This window comes from Amycolatopsis sp. cmx-11-51 (genome assembly GCF_047608665.1).
Classification (GTDB): Bacteria; Actinomycetota; Actinomycetes; order Mycobacteriales; family Pseudonocardiaceae; genus Amycolatopsis.
This window is the reverse complement of the sequence record NZ_JADNQO010000001.1, coordinates 1,201,203-1,220,366: the sequence shown is the minus strand read 5'-3', so window position 1 is coordinate 1,220,366 and position 19,164 is coordinate 1,201,203. Positions and strand designations below refer to the sequence as shown.

General features: G+C 70.0%; 9 protein-coding genes. 7 read left to right on the top strand and 2 right to left on the bottom strand.

Annotated elements, in window-relative coordinates:
• Position 1 precedes the first annotated feature (1 nt).
• From ACM6LU_RS06105 to ACM6LU_RS06075, 7 genes are read left to right on the top strand one after another with little or no spacing between them, the layout of a single operon-like run.
• Positions 2–7,075 (top strand): toxin glutamine deamidase domain-containing protein, encoded by a 7,074-nt coding sequence (locus ACM6LU_RS06105; protein WP_414937103.1) that lies wholly within the window; start codon positions 2–4, stop codon positions 7,073–7,075.
• Positions 7,072–7,527, top strand: a complete 456-nt coding sequence (locus tag ACM6LU_RS06100) for a hypothetical protein (protein ID WP_414936546.1) — start codon at positions 7,072–7,074, stop codon at positions 7,525–7,527. The genes ACM6LU_RS06105 and ACM6LU_RS06100 overlap by 4 nt, the downstream gene beginning before the upstream one ends.
• Before the next feature lie 8 nt (positions 7,528–7,535).
• On the top strand, positions 7,536–9,005 hold the full coding sequence (locus ACM6LU_RS06095; RefSeq protein ID WP_414936545.1) for a TNT domain-containing protein: 1,470 nt from the start codon (positions 7,536–7,538) through the stop codon (positions 9,003–9,005).
• Complete coding sequence (locus ACM6LU_RS06090) at positions 9,006–11,252, top strand: ADP-ribosylglycohydrolase family protein (protein ID WP_414936544.1); 2,247 nt, start codon at positions 9,006–9,008, stop codon at positions 11,250–11,252.
• Positions 11,253–11,268: 16 nt separating this feature from the next.
• Complete coding sequence (locus ACM6LU_RS06085) at positions 11,269–13,290, top strand: YrhB domain-containing protein (RefSeq protein ID WP_414936543.1); 2,022 nt, start codon at positions 11,269–11,271, stop codon at positions 13,288–13,290.
• Between the two features lie 4 nt (positions 13,291–13,294).
• Entirely contained in the window at positions 13,295–14,389 is a 1,095-nt protein-coding gene (locus ACM6LU_RS06080) for an ADP-ribosylglycohydrolase family protein (RefSeq protein WP_414936542.1), read from the top strand.
• Positions 14,390–14,426: 37 nt separating this feature from the next.
• Positions 14,427–16,355 carry a TNT domain-containing protein gene (locus ACM6LU_RS06075; protein WP_414936541.1) on the top strand — a complete coding sequence of 643 codons (1,929 nt, stop codon included), beginning with the start codon at positions 14,427–14,429 and terminating at the stop codon, positions 16,353–16,355.
• Positions 16,356–16,739: 384 nt separating this feature from the next.
• On the opposite strand, the gene ACM6LU_RS06070 is transcribed toward ACM6LU_RS06075, so the two are convergent.
• Entirely contained in the window at positions 16,740–17,591 is an 852-nt protein-coding gene (locus ACM6LU_RS06070; protein ID WP_414936540.1) for a class I SAM-dependent methyltransferase, read from the bottom strand.
• Positions 17,592–17,607: 16 nt separating this feature from the next.
• Positions 17,608–18,915, bottom strand: coding sequence for a sensor histidine kinase (locus ACM6LU_RS06065; protein WP_414936539.1), 1,308 nt, complete (start codon positions 18,913–18,915; stop codon positions 17,608–17,610).
• Positions 18,916–19,164 lie beyond the last annotated feature (249 nt).

Sequence of the window (19,164 nt, the reverse complement as noted above, 5' to 3'; positions counted from 1 at the left end):
TATGGAGATGCCCGACGCGGTCAAGTGGCTCCTGCCGATCGTCGTCGGGGAAAGCTGGCCCGAAGGCGACGAGGACAAGCTCCGCGAACTTCGGGACGCCTGGCACAACGCGTCGAAGGCCGTCCAGCCGATCGCCGACACCGCGACCAAGGGCGCCACCGAGGTCCTCGGCGGCTGGACCGGTGAGGGCGCGGAGAAGTTCGCCGAGGCGTGGAAGAAATTCGTCGAAGGCGACGAGGCCTACTTCAAGTCGCTCGCCGATTCTTCGAAGGCGCTCGGAGACTCGTGCAACGCGACGGCGCTGGACGTCGAGTACACGAAGTACATGATCATCATCTCGCTGGTGATCCTCGCCGCGCAGATCATCGCGATGCTCGCGGCCGCCGCGGTGACGTTCGGTGGTTCGACGGCCGGGATCGCGCCCGCGCAGATCGCCACCCGCATGACCGTCCAGATGATCTTCCGGCAGCTGATGCAGAAGCTCGCGCAGGAAGGCTTCAAGAAGGTCGCGAAGGAACTCCTCGAGAAACTTCTCAAGGAGGGCCTGAAGAAGATCGGCAAGGAAGTCCTGCAGAACACGGCGATGAACCTCGCCATGGACGCGGGCATCCAGGGCCTGCAGATGGCCAAGGGCGACCGCGACAGCTGGGATTCCAGCAAGACCAAGGATTCCGCGATCAGCGGCGCCGTCGACGGGGTCGTCGGCGCGGGCAGCAGCAGCATCGGCAAGGGCGCCACCAAGGGACTTTCGGACAGTGTGGGCGGCCAGATCGTCGACAGCGCGGCGCGGGGTGCCGTGCGGGGCGCTGCCGAAGGTGTCGCCAGCACGGTCGGGCAGGCCACCGTCACCGGGGACCTCGACAAGCTTTCGGCCAAGGACGTCCTGATGGGCGCTTCCGGCGGAGCCGTCGGCGGCGGTGTCGACGGGGCGAAGAGCCAGATCGGCGATATCCGCGCCGCGAACACGCCAGGTCCCGCGACGGCGGGTGACGGTCCTCCGGCGCCGGATGTGGATTCAGGCGATTCCGGAACGCCTTCGCGTTCTCCGGACACTTCCTCGAACCGCGATTCGTCCTCTAATGGCGATTCTTCGTCGAGTCGCGATTCGTCCTCTAGTGGCGGTTCTTCCGAGTCGCAGGCGCGGACGGCGAGTTCCGAAAGCGGGCCGCAGCGGACGGCGGACAGCTCTCCGGCCGGTGACCGGGTCAGCCAGTCTTCGACGCAGCCGCCGGAACGTCCGGCCGACACTCCCGCGAACACCGGTGACGGTCAGCGCGCGGCGCAACCCCACAACGCTCCGGCGGCGGCCGCGGACAACGGGGGCGGTCAGCAGCAGGCCGCGGCGGCGAATCAGCAGCAGGCACCCGCGGCCGCCCAGACGCCCGCACAGGCACCGGCGGCGAGTCCGGCTCCCAGCCCAGCGCAGGGACCGGCTCCGAGCGCCGCTTCCAATGCAACTCAGGCGCCCTCTTCGAGCCCCGCGCAAGGACCCGCTTCCGGTCCCGCGCAGTCCGGTGGGATGCCGCCCGCTGCTTCGTCCGGCGGCCCGGCTTCGACCGGTGCTCCCGCTTCATCCGGTGCGCCCTCCTCGACGGGCGGTCCCGCTTCGACCGGCGCACCTTCCTCGTCCGGTGGTGCGCCCTCCTCGACGGGTGCGCCGTCGAGTTCGGGCGGGTCGTCTTCCGGTGGGTACGGCATGGCGCCGAACTCGGGTTCCGGCACGGGCGGCCACGGCATGGCGTCCGGAAACGGCCCCGCACCCGGCGGTTTCCCACCGCCGGGTGGAGGACAGCCGAACCGGCCGCACGACGGCGTCCAGGCCGCCGGTTTCGCCGGGAACGGTGGGCCGCAGCAGCCGCGTTTCGACCAGCCTCCTACCCAGATGCCCTTCCAGGGCCAGCCGACGCAGCCGCCGCCTCAGGGGCCTCCGGGTGGCTTCGCGCCTCCGCCCCAGGGTGGTGGCCATGGCCCCGCGCCCGCACGTGGACCACAGGGTCCGATGGGTCCCCGTCCCACGGGACCGCAGCCGCCTCAGCATCCGGGCACCGGCGGGCATCCGCAGGATCGCCGGATGGGCGGCCCGCCGGACCGGTCGCAGCAGCGTTCCCAGCAACCGCCGCCGCAGGGACCTCCCGGCCAGCGTCCTCAGCAGCCACCGCCTGGCCAGCAGCCGCCGCGACCGCAGCCGCCGCCCCAGGGTTATCAGGGCAGGCCGCCTCAGGGGCCCGGTCCGAACGGCGGTGTCCCGCCGCGTCCGCAGCAGCCGCCGCCCGGGCAGCCCCCTGGCCAGCAGCGCGGCCCGGCGGGCTACCCGCCGCCTCCGCCACGACCCCAGCACCCTGGCAATGGCCCGTTTCCCGGCAACCGCGGTCCTGTGCCGCCGCCTCCGCCCGGTCACCCCGGACAGCCGCCTCGGCACCCGGGGCAGCAGCCCGGTCGTCCGGTGCCGCCCGGCGCCGAGCCGCCGCGTTTCGGCGGGCAGCAGCCGCAACGCCCGCCGCAGGTCCCGGCGCCGCGCCCTGGCCACGAAGGGAACGTCCCGCAGGACCGGACGCGGCAACAGCAGCCGCCGCAGCAACACGCCCCGGCGGAACCCGTGCCCCAGGACCACGGCGGAAACCCGCCCAAGGACACGGATCTCCCCAAGGACGTCACACCCGACGACAAGACCACTGACGACACCGGTTCCCCGGTCGACGAGCCGTACCTGACCGACCCGGACTTCCACACGGACGACCCGGCGGCCTACCGCGCGCTCGCCGAAACGCAGCTCGACAAGCGTGGTTTCGACGCGGAGACCGGGGAAGCCCGGAGCGAACAGGTCCGCCGCGAGGGTCTCGCCAAACGCGATGCCCACGAGGACCCGCGTGTCCGGGACATGTCGGATCAGGGCGCGTACGCGGTGCACAGCTACACGCGTACCGACATGGCCGAGACGATCACCCATGCCCAGCGACACGGCGGCCCCGAGCTGGACGCGCTCCGGCCGCATATCGAGGCGATCACCTCCGGCCTCAACGAGATGCCCGCCTACGAGGGCGTCGTCTCGCGCCGGGTGAACTTCAACGGGAACGAAAGCGCGATCCACGGCTTCCTCGAGGCGCACGCCAAGGGGCAGGTCATCGTCGATCCGCAGATGCTGAGCACGTCGCGGGTCACGCCAGAGCATCCGCGCAGCACCTTCCCCGGTGAAGTCGAGATGCGCATCCAGTCGAAGACCGGACGCCACATCGAGGACCTCGCCTCCCTCAAGGACGAGCGCGAAGTGCTGATGAAGTCGGCGACGCAGTTGCGCGTCACCGACGTCAAGATGGGGCCGGGGCATCCCGAGCATCCCGACTACAAGAAGCGGCTGGACGACGGCTCGCCCAACGACCTGCCGAAGTGGATCGTCGAATGCGAAGAGGTCGTCGCCGGTGAAGACGGCCACCTGAGCCCGGACGAGGTCCAGCAGAAGGTCGCGGAGCGGTGTGAGTACAACAACGCCGAGCAGGAACGGCTGGCTCAGGAGGAGGCCGCCCGCGACGAACAGCTGCGCCGCGATCATCCGGAGCTGTTCCAGAACAAGGGCTTCGCCAGTCTCGACACCAAGATCTCCGACGGCAAGGGCGGTTGGATCGACGCCGCCGACGCTCCGGTCCGCGAGGTCCCCAAGCCGAGGGAACACGTTCCCGACGGCGGCTGGTCCGAGCTGGCGAGGCCGCTCGACGAGGGTGGGACGCCGGTCATCCACGCCGGTTCCGCCGAGACGCCGCACCAGCAGGTCCGGCTGGTCATGGACGAGCTTCCCGCGATCGGCGAGGCCAACACCCGCAACTACTACGCACCCGAATCGTGGAAGGACGGCTACCAGACCAACTCGGCCGAGGCGCTGGTCGCGTTCGAGGACCGGATGAACGGGGGCGACGCCGTCGCCGGGCCGTCGGCGAGTGGCTCGCCGCTGCAGCACGTCAGCGATCGGCTCGGCGGGCAGTGGTCGGATCGGAACGGGTTCGCCGATGTCGCCCGTGAGCTGGGCGAACGTCCAGTGGGCGCGCGGACCGCGGTGGCGTTCGAGCAGCACGCCGCGGCCGAACCGAACGCGCCGGAAGGCTCACCGCGGTCGAAGGACCGGATCGAGACCCGGATCGTCGCCGCGGTGAACACGCCGCACGGTGTGGTCTTCGCCGACCCGATGACCGGGCGGCTCGCGACGCTGCCCGACGACCCGACGTCGATCAAGGCGATGCCGATGGGCGGAGGCGACGCACCGCACATCGACAGGACTGGCGAAGCCGAAACCCCCAAGGCCGAACTCGACATCGCCGAGCGGCTCAAAGGCCCTGAAGAAGCACCCACGCGGCTCGACGAGAGCTACGTCACCGACGAAGACTTCCGTGGTTCGCCCGAGGACCACAAGAGCCTCCGCGACCGTTACGACAGCGCGGATCTCGCCGAGCAGGCCCGCGAAAAGGCGCTCAAGCGGCTGGAAGCCAGCCCACTGAAGGACCGCATCTCGCCGGAGGCCGCGGAGGCGATCTACTCGTACTCACGCGAGCACGCCTACGCGATCAACGACGCGAACCGCCGGGGTGAAACGCACCCCGACTTCGAGAACGCCCAGCGGAGCACCCGGGCGATCGTCGGCGCGCTCCACGAGCTGCCGGACTTCCACGGCGAGGCCATCCGCGGCATCGACACCAAGGGCGACGTGCGCGCCGCCGGGATCATGGCGGCGCACTACGAGGTCGGCCAGACCGTCCCCGAACCGACGATGACCAGCTCGACCATCAAAACGTCACCGGACACGAAGTCGAAGTTCGGCGAAGACGTCGAGATCCACATCGTCTCGAAGACGGGCAAGGACGTTTCGTCGCTCGCCGAGAACCCGGGCGAGCGCGAGGCGATCACCAAGCCGGCTACGCAGCTTTACGTGCACAGCAAGGAGTTCAAGACTCCGCCGCTGGTCGACCGGCCGAAGTGGGTCATCCACGCCGAAGAGGTCACACCCGGCGACCCGCGCTACCTCGATCCCGACACCGCCAAGCAGAAGATGGACGAGCGGCGGGCCCAGCACGCCGCGGAGGCACCCGAACTCGCGCGCTTCGCCCAGGAACGGTCGATGGCCCGCCTCGGCGGCTTCGACGAGCCGCAGACCCCGCACCTCACCACGGAGAATCCGGCGGAGCACGCGGTCGCGGACGCCGACAAGGGACCCGAGTACGGCGAACAGCCCGCTCAGGACCACGAGACGGTCGAGCTGCCCGCCCCGGAGCGGGACTACTCGTCCATGGCGGTCGCGACGAACCCGCCGAGCGAACCCGCGATCCACGCCGGTTCGGCGAGCGCGGAACAGCAGGCGGCGTACGTGCGCGACCGGCATCCGCGGCTCGGCGAGGTCAACCCGCACTTCAGCGACCCGGACGCCTTAGCGAACGGCTACCGCTCCAACTGCACCCGCACGCCGGGCGCGTACATGGACCGGCTGAACGGCATCGACTCGACGGCCGACCCGCTGCTCATGCACGAGATGGACGGCCGCGGCACGCTGGAGCACGTCGAAGAGCGGTTCGGCGGGCAGTTCTCCGACCGTGCCGACTACGACACCGTCATCCGCGAGATGCGGGACATGCCGACCGACCATCACGCGGTCGTCGCGGTGAAGTACCTCGACGAGAACGGCGTCGAGCGCGGCCACATCGCCATGGTGGCGAACACGCGGGACGGCGTCGCGTTCATCGACCCGCAGTCGGGTGCCCTGATGAACCTGCCGCATCCCCCGGTGGGCGTGCGGCTGATGCACGTCGGTGTCCCGGAAACCCCTGCCGCGCAGCACACCGACGCGCACACCACGCGGACGGAGACCGCTTCGACACGGCCTGTGGACCCACGAATCGCTTACGCACGGCCGGATCAGCCTGTCGACCCGCGCATCGCGTACGCGCGGGAAGACACCCCCGACGTGCAGCCGTCGCGGATCGGCCCGGACGGCCGTCCGATCGTGACGCCGCCGCGCGACGGGGGCTACGGCATGGCTCACGAGCGGTCCCTGGACGACCCCGAGATCGCGGCCGCGCTGGACCGGCTGGATCCGGAAAAGGACCGGGCGAAACACGTCGACGAGGATGGCGTCACCCACGACCTCGGCCCGATGCGGGACTTCATCGCCGAGCAGCTGCCCCGGCATCCCGAGCTGCTGCGCCTGCTGCAGGACCCCGCGAACGCGTATCTCGCCGAGTCGCTTCTCCACAACCCGGTGACCATCGGCAGCCTCCTTCAGCATCCGGAAGCGATCCCGATGCTCCTGGACGCGGTCGCCGAAGCGCACGCGGGCGACTATCAGCTGATCAACGAGGTCGAACAGGCAGGACCGGGCGAAACACCGCTGACCCCGCACCAGCGGGAGCTCGCGCAAGCGGCGGCCGAGGTGGCCGCCGGCGCCGATCCGAGCGAGCGGGTCCACGCCGGATTCCCGGACGAACACATCGGCGACGAACCCCGGATCAGGGAGTTCCTGCGGCGGGAAGCGGCCGCGTGGCCCGAGAACCAGGGGCGGCTCAACGGGATCGTCGCCGAGATCGCCGGGGACAACGACGGCACGGCGGGTGCGCGGACCGAACCCAAGAAGGAAGGCCGGGCGATGGCCAAGATCGCCAAGTACGGTGGCGACGCCTCCCGTCTCGTCGACCTGGTCGGTGCGAAGATCCAGTTCAAGACGGTCGCCGACGCCTACAACGCGTTGAACGCCGTCATGGCGCATCCGGATCTCAAGATCGTCAAATTCGAGGACCGGTTCGCGAATCCGCAGGCGAGCGGCTACCGCGACCTGCAGATGAACGTCCGGCTGCCGAACGGGCACGTCGCCGAACTGCGGCTGCACCTGGAAAGCATCGACGACGTCGCCGTCTTCGAGCACGCGCTGTACGAAGTCCGCCGGGACTTCCCGACGTACAACCGAGCGGCGGACGAGGAGAGCCAAGGCAGGCTGACCAGGGAACAGGCACAGCTGGAGGCCGCGTTGATCAACCAGGTGCGGGTGAAGTTCATGGAAGGCCTGCGGCTGGGGTTGCCGAAGCCCCCGGAGGAGAGCGCGTGATCGAGACACCGGCCTACTTCACCTACTACGCGCAGACCTACCGGGTCGACGCGACGCCGGACGGCGGCCTCACCGGGTACCTCCTCAACCTGCGCACCGGCGAGTTCGAGGAAGACCCGAGCCATGTCCGCGAGGTGCTCCGCGCGATGGCGAGTTCGGACATCAGCAAGGTCCCCGAGCAGAAGTTCGTGCAGGAGACCGAGTTAGCCCGCGCGCGCTACCTCAAGGGAGACGGGCCGATCTTCGCCCTCTACGAAACCATCGACGGCCTGTACGAGCAGGCCAGACGAGAAGAGCGCGGGACGCAGCCACAGGAGATCGCCTTGATCCAGTCGCTTCGCAAGCGCACCTTCGAGATGTGGGCGGAAGAGTCCGCCCGCCGCGCCGCCGGTGAGCCACCGTCTTTCCGGGTGGAGCCGCGTTTCCCTGAATACAAGCCGGACCGGACGTGATGATTCACGTGGAACAACTGACTTCTGACGAACAACGCGGGCTGCTGGTGGAGATCGGCAAGCTCATCCGGACGAGTGTCACCGACACCGCCCGCGCCGCGGTCGCCGATTTCCGGCAAGCGGGCGAGTACACCGAACTGGAGGGCCACAACCTCACGCCCGCCCCCGAGCTGAACGATCTCTTCGGCAGGCTCCGCACCGGGATGTACGGCACCGGCCGGGGAACCTGGCTGCAGTCGAGGTTCACGCTCAACCCCGACGGCACCTTCGACTTCGACTTCACCCTCGACGACGAACCGGCCTGGACCAAGGCACCGGCGTCTTCGGCGTACCCGGACGAGCTGGCCGCGTTCCCGCGCGAGGACGAGCACATCCCGGACTGGTGGCGGCTACGCGCCCAGCTGCCGTTGCGCGTCGAGTTCCGGCACGCCCGGATCGTCGACTCCTACACCGAGGGCAAGCCGCCGGTGGTCGACCGGCCGGAACTCGACGAATCCGAAGCGCCGCTGGTCGCGCAGTACCTCGAGCGGGAACCAGCGATCCTGTCGGGCAGCGGCCTCGGGAAAGACATCTTCGAGCCGGAGGCCGACGGCGACGTCCCGGAGAGCTACCACACCGACGGCACCTGGATCTGGCACGCGTCCGTGCCGCACTACCTGCGGAAGTACGGAATCCCGCCGGAGACGGCACTGGTCGAGCACATCCGGGGGCAGCGGTTCCAGCCGCCGTACGTCGAACACCTCGTGCGCCGGACCGCGGAAGCGGATCTGCTGGGCAAGCCGAGGCCGAAACCAGGCCGCTCCGACGTCAAGAAGACCGAGGGCGACATCGCCGCGGAGCTGGAGACGTCGCCGAATCCCACCTTGGCCGACGAAGAGCTCCTGGTCGTCCTGGTCAGCAGGCTCGGCGAGCACGCCGTCTGGCCGGAGGCGTACCGCATCGGGGACCGCGCGGACGGCGCCTGGTGCCTCAACTTCACCGAGAAGGGCTGGGAGGTCGCCGCCTACTCCGGCGGCGCCCCGGTGTCTCCGAAGCACTTCGAAAAGCTCGAAGACGCGGCTCACCAGCTTCTCGGCGCCGTCCTGCTGCATCCGGCGAGGATGACAGCCGGGCACGAAACTCCGCTGGAGACCGCGAAAGAACTCGCCGACTGGCCGGTGCAGGCAGCACCGGGTGAGCCTCCCCTCACCTTGCTCCGCAACAAGCGCGTCAGCCGGATGGTCGCCGGTACGGTCGTACTGCGGTTCGGCGAGGAAACGGGCAATCTGGTGCACCACGGAGGGGTACGGTTCGCCACGACGTCCCTGCCGCTGGAACGGGAGCGCGTCGGCGGGACCTACCGGCTGCGCCGCCCGCTCCACGTGATCACCGGTGTCACCGTCCCTTGGGCGAACATGCCAGGTGGGGCGGTGGCCTACGTGCTCCCGAGGACCATCGCCGAGCACGTGTCCGACGGCAGCCTGGAGAGGATCGAGTAGGTGGAATCGGCGGAAGCGGTAGCCAAGGTCGAAGAGTGGCTGCGCGCGGTCCACGGTCCGGACGTGTCCGCGCCGGGCGGCGTCGGCCTGCGCGTGAACCACGAAAAGGTCCTGCGCATCCCCGAGGGCTGGTCGGTCCCCTACAACACGATCGCCTTCCTCGACGAGGGTCATGCCGAGAAGGAGATCTTCCCGCCGCCGTCGGTGCTCGTCCGCGAACCGGACGGCGAGCTGCGCCAGGCGCATCCGCAGCCCGGCGGGCTCAGCGTCCCGGTCGCTTTCCCCGGCCAGGAGGCCTGGCGCGAGGTCGTCGACCCCGAGTACGCGAAGGCCGGGCTCGGTGATCTGGGGGTCCCCCTGCAGGTCGTCGCCGGCTGGGTCAAGGTCAACTCGGAAGGCGTACAGACCGGTCAAGAACGGGAGAACCCCGAATACAAGGCCGGTCCGGTCCGCCGCGGCTACCCGAAACCGGAGAACAGACTCGAAACACTGCTGTCGTTCGCCAGCGTCGGCTGGCTGACCAGGGAGCAGCTGCTCATCGGACTGCTGCGCTGCGAGGTCTACGTCCCGCTCGACCTGGCGTCCGGCAAGACGGAGCGGTTCTACTTCAACGAGGACCGTGCCGAGCTGAGGGTGTTCAGCTCGACCAGGAACCTCCCGTCCCGCGAACACGGGTACTGGAAGGTGGACATCGCCACCCTTGCCAGTTACGAGAGCCCGCCGAACCTCGTGATCAACGGCGGGCCCGCGACTTTCGAGGACGTCGGCGGCGCCGAACTCACCGAGACCGCGTCGAAGTTCCCGCGCCGGGACGCGTCCGTCGACGTCAACGAACGCTGCCCGGAAGCGGATCCCGAACTGGAGGCCCTTGCCGCCGATACCGCCGCGAAGATGGGCCTGCCAGAACCGGTGAAGCCACCACTGGCCGCCGCCGAACGAGCACGCCGCCGCGGCTTCGAACTGACCGTCGAGGAATGCCAGAAGACCGTCCTCGGCCAATCGTGGCTGGCTGCGCTCAACCGGCCGGAACCACCGCGCGGCCGCCCGAACGACCTGCGGGCGAACGGGCTGGCGCCGGGCTACGACAACGAGGGGCAGATCCAGCCGCGTCTGGACACCTTCGGCAAGTACTTCGACCGAGACCGCTCCAGCTCGCGCTACGGCTGGCAGCGCGTCACGGGCGCGTACGTTGGCTTCGCGCTCGGCGAGGCGCTCGGGGCGGCCGTCGACCGGATGCGGCTCGACGAGATCCACAGCACCTACGGCCCGGACGGCGTCACCGACTTGCCCGTCGCGTTCGACCTGCCCGGCCGGATCGGACCGCTCACCCAGCGGCTGCTGTTCTACACCGAGGCCGTGATCCGCAGCCCCCATCGCGAGCAGCCGGAGAACCGTGACGCCGAACGGGCGCTCGGGACGGTCGCCCGCAACTCGCTGATGCGCTGGCTGCACACCCAGGGCGCGCCGCTGGACAACGCCGACGGCTGGCTGGTGAAGGTGCCGGAACTCCGCGTCCGGCGCACCCCCGACGACGCCGAACTGAACGCCTATCACGCGCTGGCCACCATCTCACCGACGGCGATGCCGCTGAGCGGACCGGACGCGCTGGTCGCGGCGCTGCCGGCGGCGATGACCGCGGCCGGCCCGGGCACCGCGATGAGCGGCGGCGTCCGCCAGGCGGTGCGCGACCTGGTCTCGGTCACCCATCCCGGCGAGATCGACGTCGAGGCGGCGACCTACCTGACCTGGCTGTTCGAACCCGCGCTGACCTCGGAGGCGTTCAGCTACCCGATCTGGAACACCTCCCGCGAGGTCCTCAGCGAGCAGAACCCGCACCAGCGGGGACCGGTCTGGTCGGATCTCAAGGCGATGGTCGCGGAATCGGTGCCGTTCTTCGGCAAGCACGGCCTGCCCGACCTGCGGGTCCCGGAGCTGATCGGCGACGGCAAGGGCACGCTTTCGGTGCTGGGCCGCGCGTTCGCCGCGCTGTCCGGCTTCGAGAACTACCCGGAGCAGGCGCTGCTGCGGGCGGTCAACCACTCGGGCCGCAGCGCGGTCACCGGCGCGATCGTCGGAGCGCTGCTCGGCGCCCGTACCGGCATTCCCGGCCTGCCACAGAAGTGGGTCGAGCAGCTGGAACTGCGCTACCTGGTGGAGAACATCGCCACGGACGCGTTCTGGCACTTCGACCGCCACTCGGCGCTGCACGAGGTCGACGGCTGGGACCGGCGGTATCCCCGCTGGTGAGACTGGAATGGGGACGATGAACGAAGAGGAAGCCGTCAGCCGTGTCGAAGAGTGGCTGGCAGGCCGCGGTGCGGAGGGGACCGGCGCGTTGCGGATCCGCCGCGAGTACGTCGTGCGCGCGACCGAAGGCTGGAACGTCACCTACAACACCGTCGGCTGGCTCGACGGGACCGACCCCGGCGCGGGCCTGTTCCCCAGCCCGGTCGCGTTCGTCCCGGACGACGGCGGCGAGATTCGGCTCGACCTGGAGCTGATGGCCGTTTCGGCGGCCGGCGGCGACGGTGACGACGACGCGTTCACCCGATGGACCGAGGTCGTCGATCCCGAATTCGATCCGGCCGCGGTCCCCGGCCTGCCCGTTCCGAAGGCGGCGATCCTGCGCTGGGAGCAGCACACGCTGTTCGGCGAGCCGACCGGCGCGGTCCGCGCGAACCCGGAGCACCGGCCAGGACCACGGTTCTCCGGGCGGCCGAAGCCGGAAAGCGATGTCGAGACGCTGCTGGGCTACCTTCGCGTCGAGTGGATCACTCCGGAGGAGTTCGTCCACTGGATGCTCGACCTCGACGTGCTGGCTCCGGCGAAGGACGGCCACCTGCAGGTCCGCGACTTCGGTGACGCGGGCGCGAGGTTCGTCGTCTACACCTCCGAGGCACAGGTCCCGTCGGAGTACACGGTCTGGCAGCGAATCCAGCCCCGCGTGCTGCTGCGCCGGGCCAAGGACACCCCCGGGGTCGGCCTGCTGGTCAACCCTGGCAGGCCGGGGACCTTCAACGTCTATCCGGAGACCCTGCGGCAGGTCGCCGACCTCGAACTCCCGAAAGGGACCGAGCGCCCGGAGTCCGTCGGGCGTCCCGCTTACTTCAGCGGGGAGTACGACGGCGCCGCCACCGCGAACCTGCGCAGCCTCGTCGACCAGGCCAGGGACAACGGCTACCCCCTGAGTACCGACGAGCTCGCCCGCTACGTCCGTGGCGCGACGCTGTCGTTCGAGCGCTCCCGGGCGAAGTACGACGGCCGTCCGCTGCCGGAACTGCCCGAAGACCTGTTCGCCAACGGCCTGGTCACGCACTTTTACGACAACGGCGAACCGCGCCCGGCCGCCTGGACTTTCGGGAAGTTCTACAACCCGACGATCCCCGTCGGCAGCTTCGCATACCCGCGGCTTCTCGGCGCGTACGTGGGCTTCGCGCTCGGAGACGCGCTCGGCTCGGGCGCGGACCCGGCGGACGGGCTGCCGCTCGGCGGGCTGACCCGGCAACTGCTGTTCCACACCGAGTCCGTGCTCCGCGGCCTGGACCCGACCCCGGACAAGGCCGAGATCCCGGCGTCGCTGCCCGCGGGCGGGCGGCCGGACGGCTGGGTCGCCAAGGCCACCGAAGGCGCGGGCCCGGCCCCCGCCGAGTTCTCGGCCATGCTGGCGACCGCACTGGCAGCGACGGTGACCGGTGGCGTGGAAGGTCCCGCCGACAACGCCTTTTACGCGATGAAGGTGGTCCGTGAGCTGGTCGGTTCCGCGGCCGGGCACGAGGTCGTCCACGGCGCCGAACTGCTGGTGAACGTGTTCCGCGCCCAGCTCGCGGCCCGGAACGGCGAGCCGGCGGTGGCGAACTTCCTCGAAGGCTTCGACGAGTACAGCGGTGAGGTCGGCGACCTGGTCAAGACCGTGCTCGACCTCAGGAACGACCTCGACGGCGAGGACGTCGAACAGTTCGACAGCATCGGGGACGGCCGCACGCCGCTTTCGGTGCTGGGCAGGGCGTTGTTCGCCGCCGCCAAACGGGGCCACGACCCCGAGGCGGCGCTGGCACTGGCCGCCCGAGGCGGCACGGTGACCGGCGCGCTGACCGGGGCGATGGTGGGTGCCAGGCTCACCGTGCCCGGTCTGCCGGAGTCCTGGCTCGCCGCGTATCCCGACCTCGGCGTCGTCGACGCCATGGCGGGCGACGCCTATTACTACTTCAACCGGTTCGGTCTGCCCCGCGAGCCCGAAGAGCGGCGCCGCTGGGACGCGAACCGGTATCCACGAGGAGAGCAGTAGAGAAATGCGCGACTGGCTTCAGAATCCGGCGACCGGTTCGCGGCTGCGCGGCAGCCTGTTCGCCGGGGCGATCGGCGACGCGCTCGGTGCGAAGACCGAATTCGATTCGATCGACCGCATCCGGGAGATCGCCGGTCCCGCCGGGATCACCGACCTCATCCCCGCGTACGGCGGGATCGGGCGGATCACCGACGACACCCAGATGACGCTGTTCACCCTGGAAGGCCTGATCAGGGCGCACGCCCACGCCGGTGCCGTGCCCGTCGAGCAGTCGCTCCAGCAGGCCTACCAGCGCTGGCTGCACACCCAGGGCGTCTCGTGGGAACGGGCGCGCGGCCCGCACGACACGAGCCTGGAACCGGACGGCTGGCTGATCACGAACCGCGAACTGTTCAGCCGTCGCGCGCCCGGCCTGACCTGCTTCAGCGAGCTGGAGGCGTACGGCAAGACAGGCGTGCGTGGCGGCATGGACAAGCCAGTGAACAACTCGAAGGGCTGCGGCGGTGTCATGCGCGCGGCGCCGGTCGCCCTGTGGTCGGACGACCTCGTGGAGGTCTTCCGGCTCGGTGCCGAGAGCGCGGCACTGACGCACGGTCACCCGAGTGGGTATCTCTCGTCGGGTGCTTTCGCGGTGATCGTGCACGAACTGCTGCGCGGGAAACCCCTGCTCGACGCCGTCGCGAACGCCCGTGTCGAACTGGAGAAGTACCAGGGGCACGAGGAGCAGAGCGTCGCACTGGACCAGGCACTCGCCCTGGCCGAGAAGGGGGCCCCGACACCGGAGAGGCTCGAGACGCTCGGACAGGGGAACATCGGCGAAACCGCGCTCTCGATGTCGGTCTACGTGGCACTGGCCACCACGGACCCCAACACCGCGCTGCTCGCGTCGGTGAACCACAGCGGTGACAGCGACTCGACCGGATCGGTCTGCGGGAACCTCGTCGGCGCGATGTACGGGGTGGAAGAGCTCGAGCCGAGCTGGCTCGCGAAGCTGGAGCTGGCGGAGGTGATCGGACGGCTGGCGGACGACGCGCTCGCGGAATTCGGCGGGAACGCGCCGGGTGACGACCGGTGGTACGCCCGCTACCCGGCCCACTAGATTTACCTCCGGTTTGGGGAATTGGGGAGGACACATCGTGCGTTACCGGGTTCAAGCGGCGGAGCGGCCGGATGGCCTGTACGCCGTATGGGGGGAAACCGTCTTCGCGGCCCAGCGGTCGACCGAAGACGGCACACTGCTGCTCATCGCGCCGCCGGGGGAGACGGCGCCTGAAGGCTTTGACCGCGACTGGAACGGGCGCCCGGCGAGGGTCGTGCTGAACGGCGAGGTCGGCGCGACCTTCAGCCTGCAGACACACGGCCGGTTCGACGACGAGCACTTCCTGATCGCGCCGCACACCGGCGGCGGTGAGCTGACCTTGCGCTGGGCGGGCGAGGACGCGGCCCGCGCCGCCGAACTGGGCCTGACGGACTTCTCGACCACGGCCGCTCCGTCGCGGCTGACGGCGTTGTGGCAGACCAGGCACGACTTCGTCGAGACGCAGGACGCCCGGCCGGAGAACGGCGTCGGCGACCAGCCTCCGCTGCTGCGCGCCATCGGCCGGACGCTGCTGCGGGTGCTGCCGCCGGGCTGGCAGCGGGTCGGCGCTCAGTTCCGGCAGATCGGCGACTACGCCGAACTCGAGGTCCGCTCGGTCGGCGACGAGGGCACCGGCCCGGTGTCGGTGTCGATCGCGGCCCCGCCGGAACTCGGCTCGCTGTTCGTGCGGCTGCGCGCGGCGATGCACCACCCCGAGACCGGCACCTGGTTCCAGGGCACCTTCACGCTGGACTCGGAGTCGCACTTCGACTTCGACTTCGACGCCGAGCAGGAACCGACCTGGCGGCTCGCGCCGAACGAAGGCGGGAAGCCGACGCCACGCGCGTACGCGACCGAACTCGCGATCTTCCCGCGCGACCACAAGCACGTCCCGGCCTGGCTCGCGGCCAAGGCCGGGCTGCCGCTGGACGTGGCGTTCCGGCACGCGAAGATCGTCGACGCGCACAACGAAGGCGAACGCCCGGTCGTCAACCGGCCGCCCGTGCCGCCGGACCAGGTCCGCGGCGTGCTGGACTACCTCTTCCGCTCACCGGTGGCGGTGTCCCGGCCGGGTCCGCAGCCCGACATCTTCACCCCGAACGGCCCGCCGGACGTGCCGAACGCCTTCCACACCGACGGCGTCTGGATCTGGCCCGCGGCCGTCCCGCACTATCTGCGGAAATACGGCGTGCCGCCGGAACCGGAGCTGATCGAGCACATCAGGGGCGCCGGATTCCGGCCGCCGCTGGTCGGCGAACTGGTGCGGGCGACCGCCGAAGCGGAGATCGTCGGCAAACCACGTCCGCCGCAGACCGACGCGGATCTGCCGGACGACAGCGTCCGCACCCGCGTCGAACGTGACGGCGAGCCCGGCCGCGACGTCCGGGCCGGTGAGGTGCTGGACGTGCTCTACCAGCGGCTGGCCGAGCACGGGATCGCGCCGACGGCCTACCGGATCGGCGCGAACGCGGTACCGGAGCCGGGGCTCTGGACCCTGCGCCGCGCCGCGAACGGCTGGGAGGTGTCGCGGCCTCCGGCGGACGAGCCGGTGGCGTTCGCCAAGCTCGAAGAGGCGGCGAGGTTCTTTCTCGGCACCCTGCTGCTGTACCCGGCACGAACCGCGGTGGGCGCGAACGAGGAGGCCGACAACCCGGCCGACTGGCCGATCCTGCCGCTGCGGGGCGAGCCGCCGCTGAACTTCTTCCGGCGCAAGCGGGTCATCGTGCTGACGGCGGGCACCACCGTGCAGCGGTTCGGGAACGAGACCGGCAACCTCGTGCACGCCGAGCCGTCGCGGTTCGTCGAGACGTCGCTGGCCGCGGAACGCGAACGGGAACGCCGCCTGTACCGCGTCCAACGGCCGCTGCGCGTGGTCACCGGGATCACCGCGCCGTGGAACGGGACACCGGGCGGGGCCGTGGCCTACGTGCTGCCCCGGCCGATCGCCCAGCATCTCGAAACCGGCGCGCTGTCGCGGGTCCAGTGACGGTCGGGTCGACCCGCGCGGTGTCGCCGCCCGGGCTGACGATGAAGGAATGGGGACGTTGAGTGTTTCCATTCCTCCATCGTCGCGGGTTCACACCGGTTGCGGAGCTTGATCAACAGGGGTTCAGGGACATGCCTTCCCCGCTCGGCCCTTTGCAGGCACTAGCGATGACAAGTCCGGATTCCCGCCAGCGCTGATCAGCCTGGCGCGAAGAAGGGGGCCTTCATGTACGCACCCGCGTCGCACACCGGTGTCGTCGCATCAGCTCATCGGCACCCTCGGCGAGGACGTCACGATGGCCGGCGAGCCGCGCGGCCGTCCTCGACAACGGGGGGTTTCGAGCGAGGAAAACAAAGATCCCCATCTCCCCCGAGGGAGCCGAACTCAGGACGCGGTGATCAGCACGGCGGGGGACCACCAGTAGTCCGCCAGCGGTTCGATCCGGATCCCGGTGAAACCCGCTTCCTTGAGCTGCGAAGCCCAATCGGTGGCGGGCTGCTCCCAGTTCGTCCGGTCCGCTCCCGGTTTGACCAAGCCCAGCAGGATCGGGAGCAGGAATCCCTGCGCCACCAGCGACGCGCCCTTGCCGTACTCCGAGATCCCGCGTTCGTAGCGCGTGACCAGCGAGAGCAGGTACTCGGCGGAGTCTTCGTCGTACTCGGGCACGTCGAATTCGGCGAGTACCAGGCAGGCGGTGCGGGGCCGGAGCGCCCGTAGGACTTCGGTGCGCTCGGCGGTGGGGATCGATTGGAGCGCGAAGGTCGACTGCGTCAGTTGCCACTGCCGGTCGTCGTCGCGGGCGAGGAATTCCTGCGCGGTGGCGCCCCAGGTGTGCAGGCCGTGTGTGCCGTCGAGGTGCTTGCGTGTTTCGGCGAGCAGGGCGCTCGACGGCTCGACGAGGTCGATCCGGCCGGGCTGCCGGTCGGCCTGTTCGAGCGCGGGGACGACGGCGAGCCCGTCGCCGCAGCCGAGGTCGAGCAGCGAACCGACACTGCCATAGCGCTTGGCGAGCATGGCGCTGAGCGTGCGGTAGAGCTTGACGTTCCCCCCGCCGCGGATGAACGCCGTGAACGCGGCGGGCTGGTCGTAAACACCTTCGCAGCCACCTTCGGTCAGGTACCGGTGCAGTTCGATGCCGAGCGTGGACCCGGCACGCTCGGCGAGGTCCGCTGCCATGGCCCGGTCACCGTCGCGGTACGCGGTGAGCGCTTTGGCCAAGACGTCCGTTTTCTTCATGCTCTCCTGTTTACCGTCAGAACGGCACCCAGAGGGTGACTCTGGTGCCATTGCCCGGAGCGGACTCCACCCTGGCGGTCCCGCCGACCTCGTTCAGCCGGGCGGTGATGGACTCGCTGATCCCGAAGCCGGCGGGCCGGGAGTCGAGGCTGAAGCCCGCGCCGTGATCGCGGGTGATCACCGTGATGCCGCCTTCCTGCTCCTCGACGCGCACGACGACCTTGTCCGTCCCCGCGTGCTTGAGGGTGTTTCGCAGCGACTCGCGGACGGCGTCGCGGATGGCGATCTGCCGGACCTCCGAGAGGGTGTCGTCGTCGAGTTCGGCGATCACGAGCTGGGCACGCAGCCCGTCCCGTGCCATTTCCGCCGCCAGTGACGCGAGCTTCTCTCCCAGCGGCCGCGACCCGGCCTCCGACCGTTCCGAAGTCTCGCTCTCGATCGTCCGCCGCAGTTCCATCGACTGCGCCCGCGCCAGCCGCTGCACCTCGGCGAGCCGCGCCGCCGGGTCGCCTTTGCCGGCCAGCGCGATCGCTTCGAGGGTCTGCAGCACGGAGTCGTGCAGTATCCGGTGCTGGCGGGCGCGTTCGGCGGTCCGGCCGTTGCGGATGCCGTACGCGAGGGCGAGCCTGGTGCCGAGCCCGATCAGGACGAGCGCGCCGGTCGCGGTGAAGAGCACGCCGACGATCGACGGGAAGGTGGCCATGGCGTCACCGGGCGCGGCCTTGCCGGTGCCGAGCAGGGACGCGAGCATCCGGACCGGGAAGCTGGCGAGTGCCAGCCCCACGGCGGCGGGCATCCCCAGCGCCAGCGCCAGCAGCGCGACCTCGCCGAGCAGGTGCTTCCCGGGCACCGCCATCGCCTCGGCGAACACCGAAGCCGGTACGAGCGCGCCGACGGCCAGTGGCGCGAGCAGCGTGAACACCAGGTCGAGGGCCAGCAACCGGACGGCGTGCTGCGGCCGGAACGGCGCCGAACGCAGCATCCACCGGATCCCGTACAGCGACAGCGCGACCGATCCGAGTGCCACCAGCCCGACCGGGCCGATCCCGATCATGCCGTGCGTGGAGACGTAGACCCCGAACGCGCCGGGCACCGCGAAGAGCCGGTAGACCAACGGAACGAGTGCGACATATCGGGCAGCGCGCAACAGGAGATTGTCGCGATAGGTCGTGTCGACGGGCCCGGACATCTTCTGGATCCGCCGCAACGCGCGCATCGGCGTCGGATCGCCGACCTCGTCGGACAGCTCACTTGTCGCCGTGGCCAGCGCGGGCGCGCCGCGACGCAGCAACATCACCAGAAAACTGGTCGGCCGCTTCGCCATGGATCTTCCCCCTGCCCGGAGCACCGGCGCGAGTATGTCGGCTAACGGCACAACGAGCCAGGGCCCAACGGAGTTATCTCACTCGATCGACGTGGAAATCCGTGACGAAACGGCGACCTCGAGCGCATCGAAGTCACCTTCACCGACGCCACGTTCCGCTGAATCGACTCGTCGCCACGCTAGCCTGACTTCATACTCACCAGGCTGGAGGTACAGGGGTTCAAGAACCTGCTGGACGTAAGGGTCGAC

Coding starts and splice junctions, on each gene's coding strand:
- ACM6LU_RS06105 (WP_414937103.1), top strand. CDS start 2: ATGGAGATGCCCGACGCGGTCAAGTGGCTCCTGCCGATCGTCGTCGGG.
- ACM6LU_RS06085 (WP_414936543.1), top strand. CDS start 11,269: ATGAACGAAGAGGAAGCCGTCAGCCGTGTCGAAGAGTGGCTGGCAGGC.
- ACM6LU_RS06080 (WP_414936542.1), top strand. CDS start 13,295: ATGCGCGACTGGCTTCAGAATCCGGCGACCGGTTCGCGGCTGCGCGGC.
- ACM6LU_RS06070 (WP_414936540.1), bottom strand. CDS start 17,591: ATGAAGAAAACGGACGTCTTGGCCAAAGCGCTCACCGCGTACCGCGAC.
- ACM6LU_RS06065 (WP_414936539.1), bottom strand. CDS start 18,915: ATGGCGAAGCGGCCGACCAGTTTTCTGGTGATGTTGCTGCGTCGCGGC.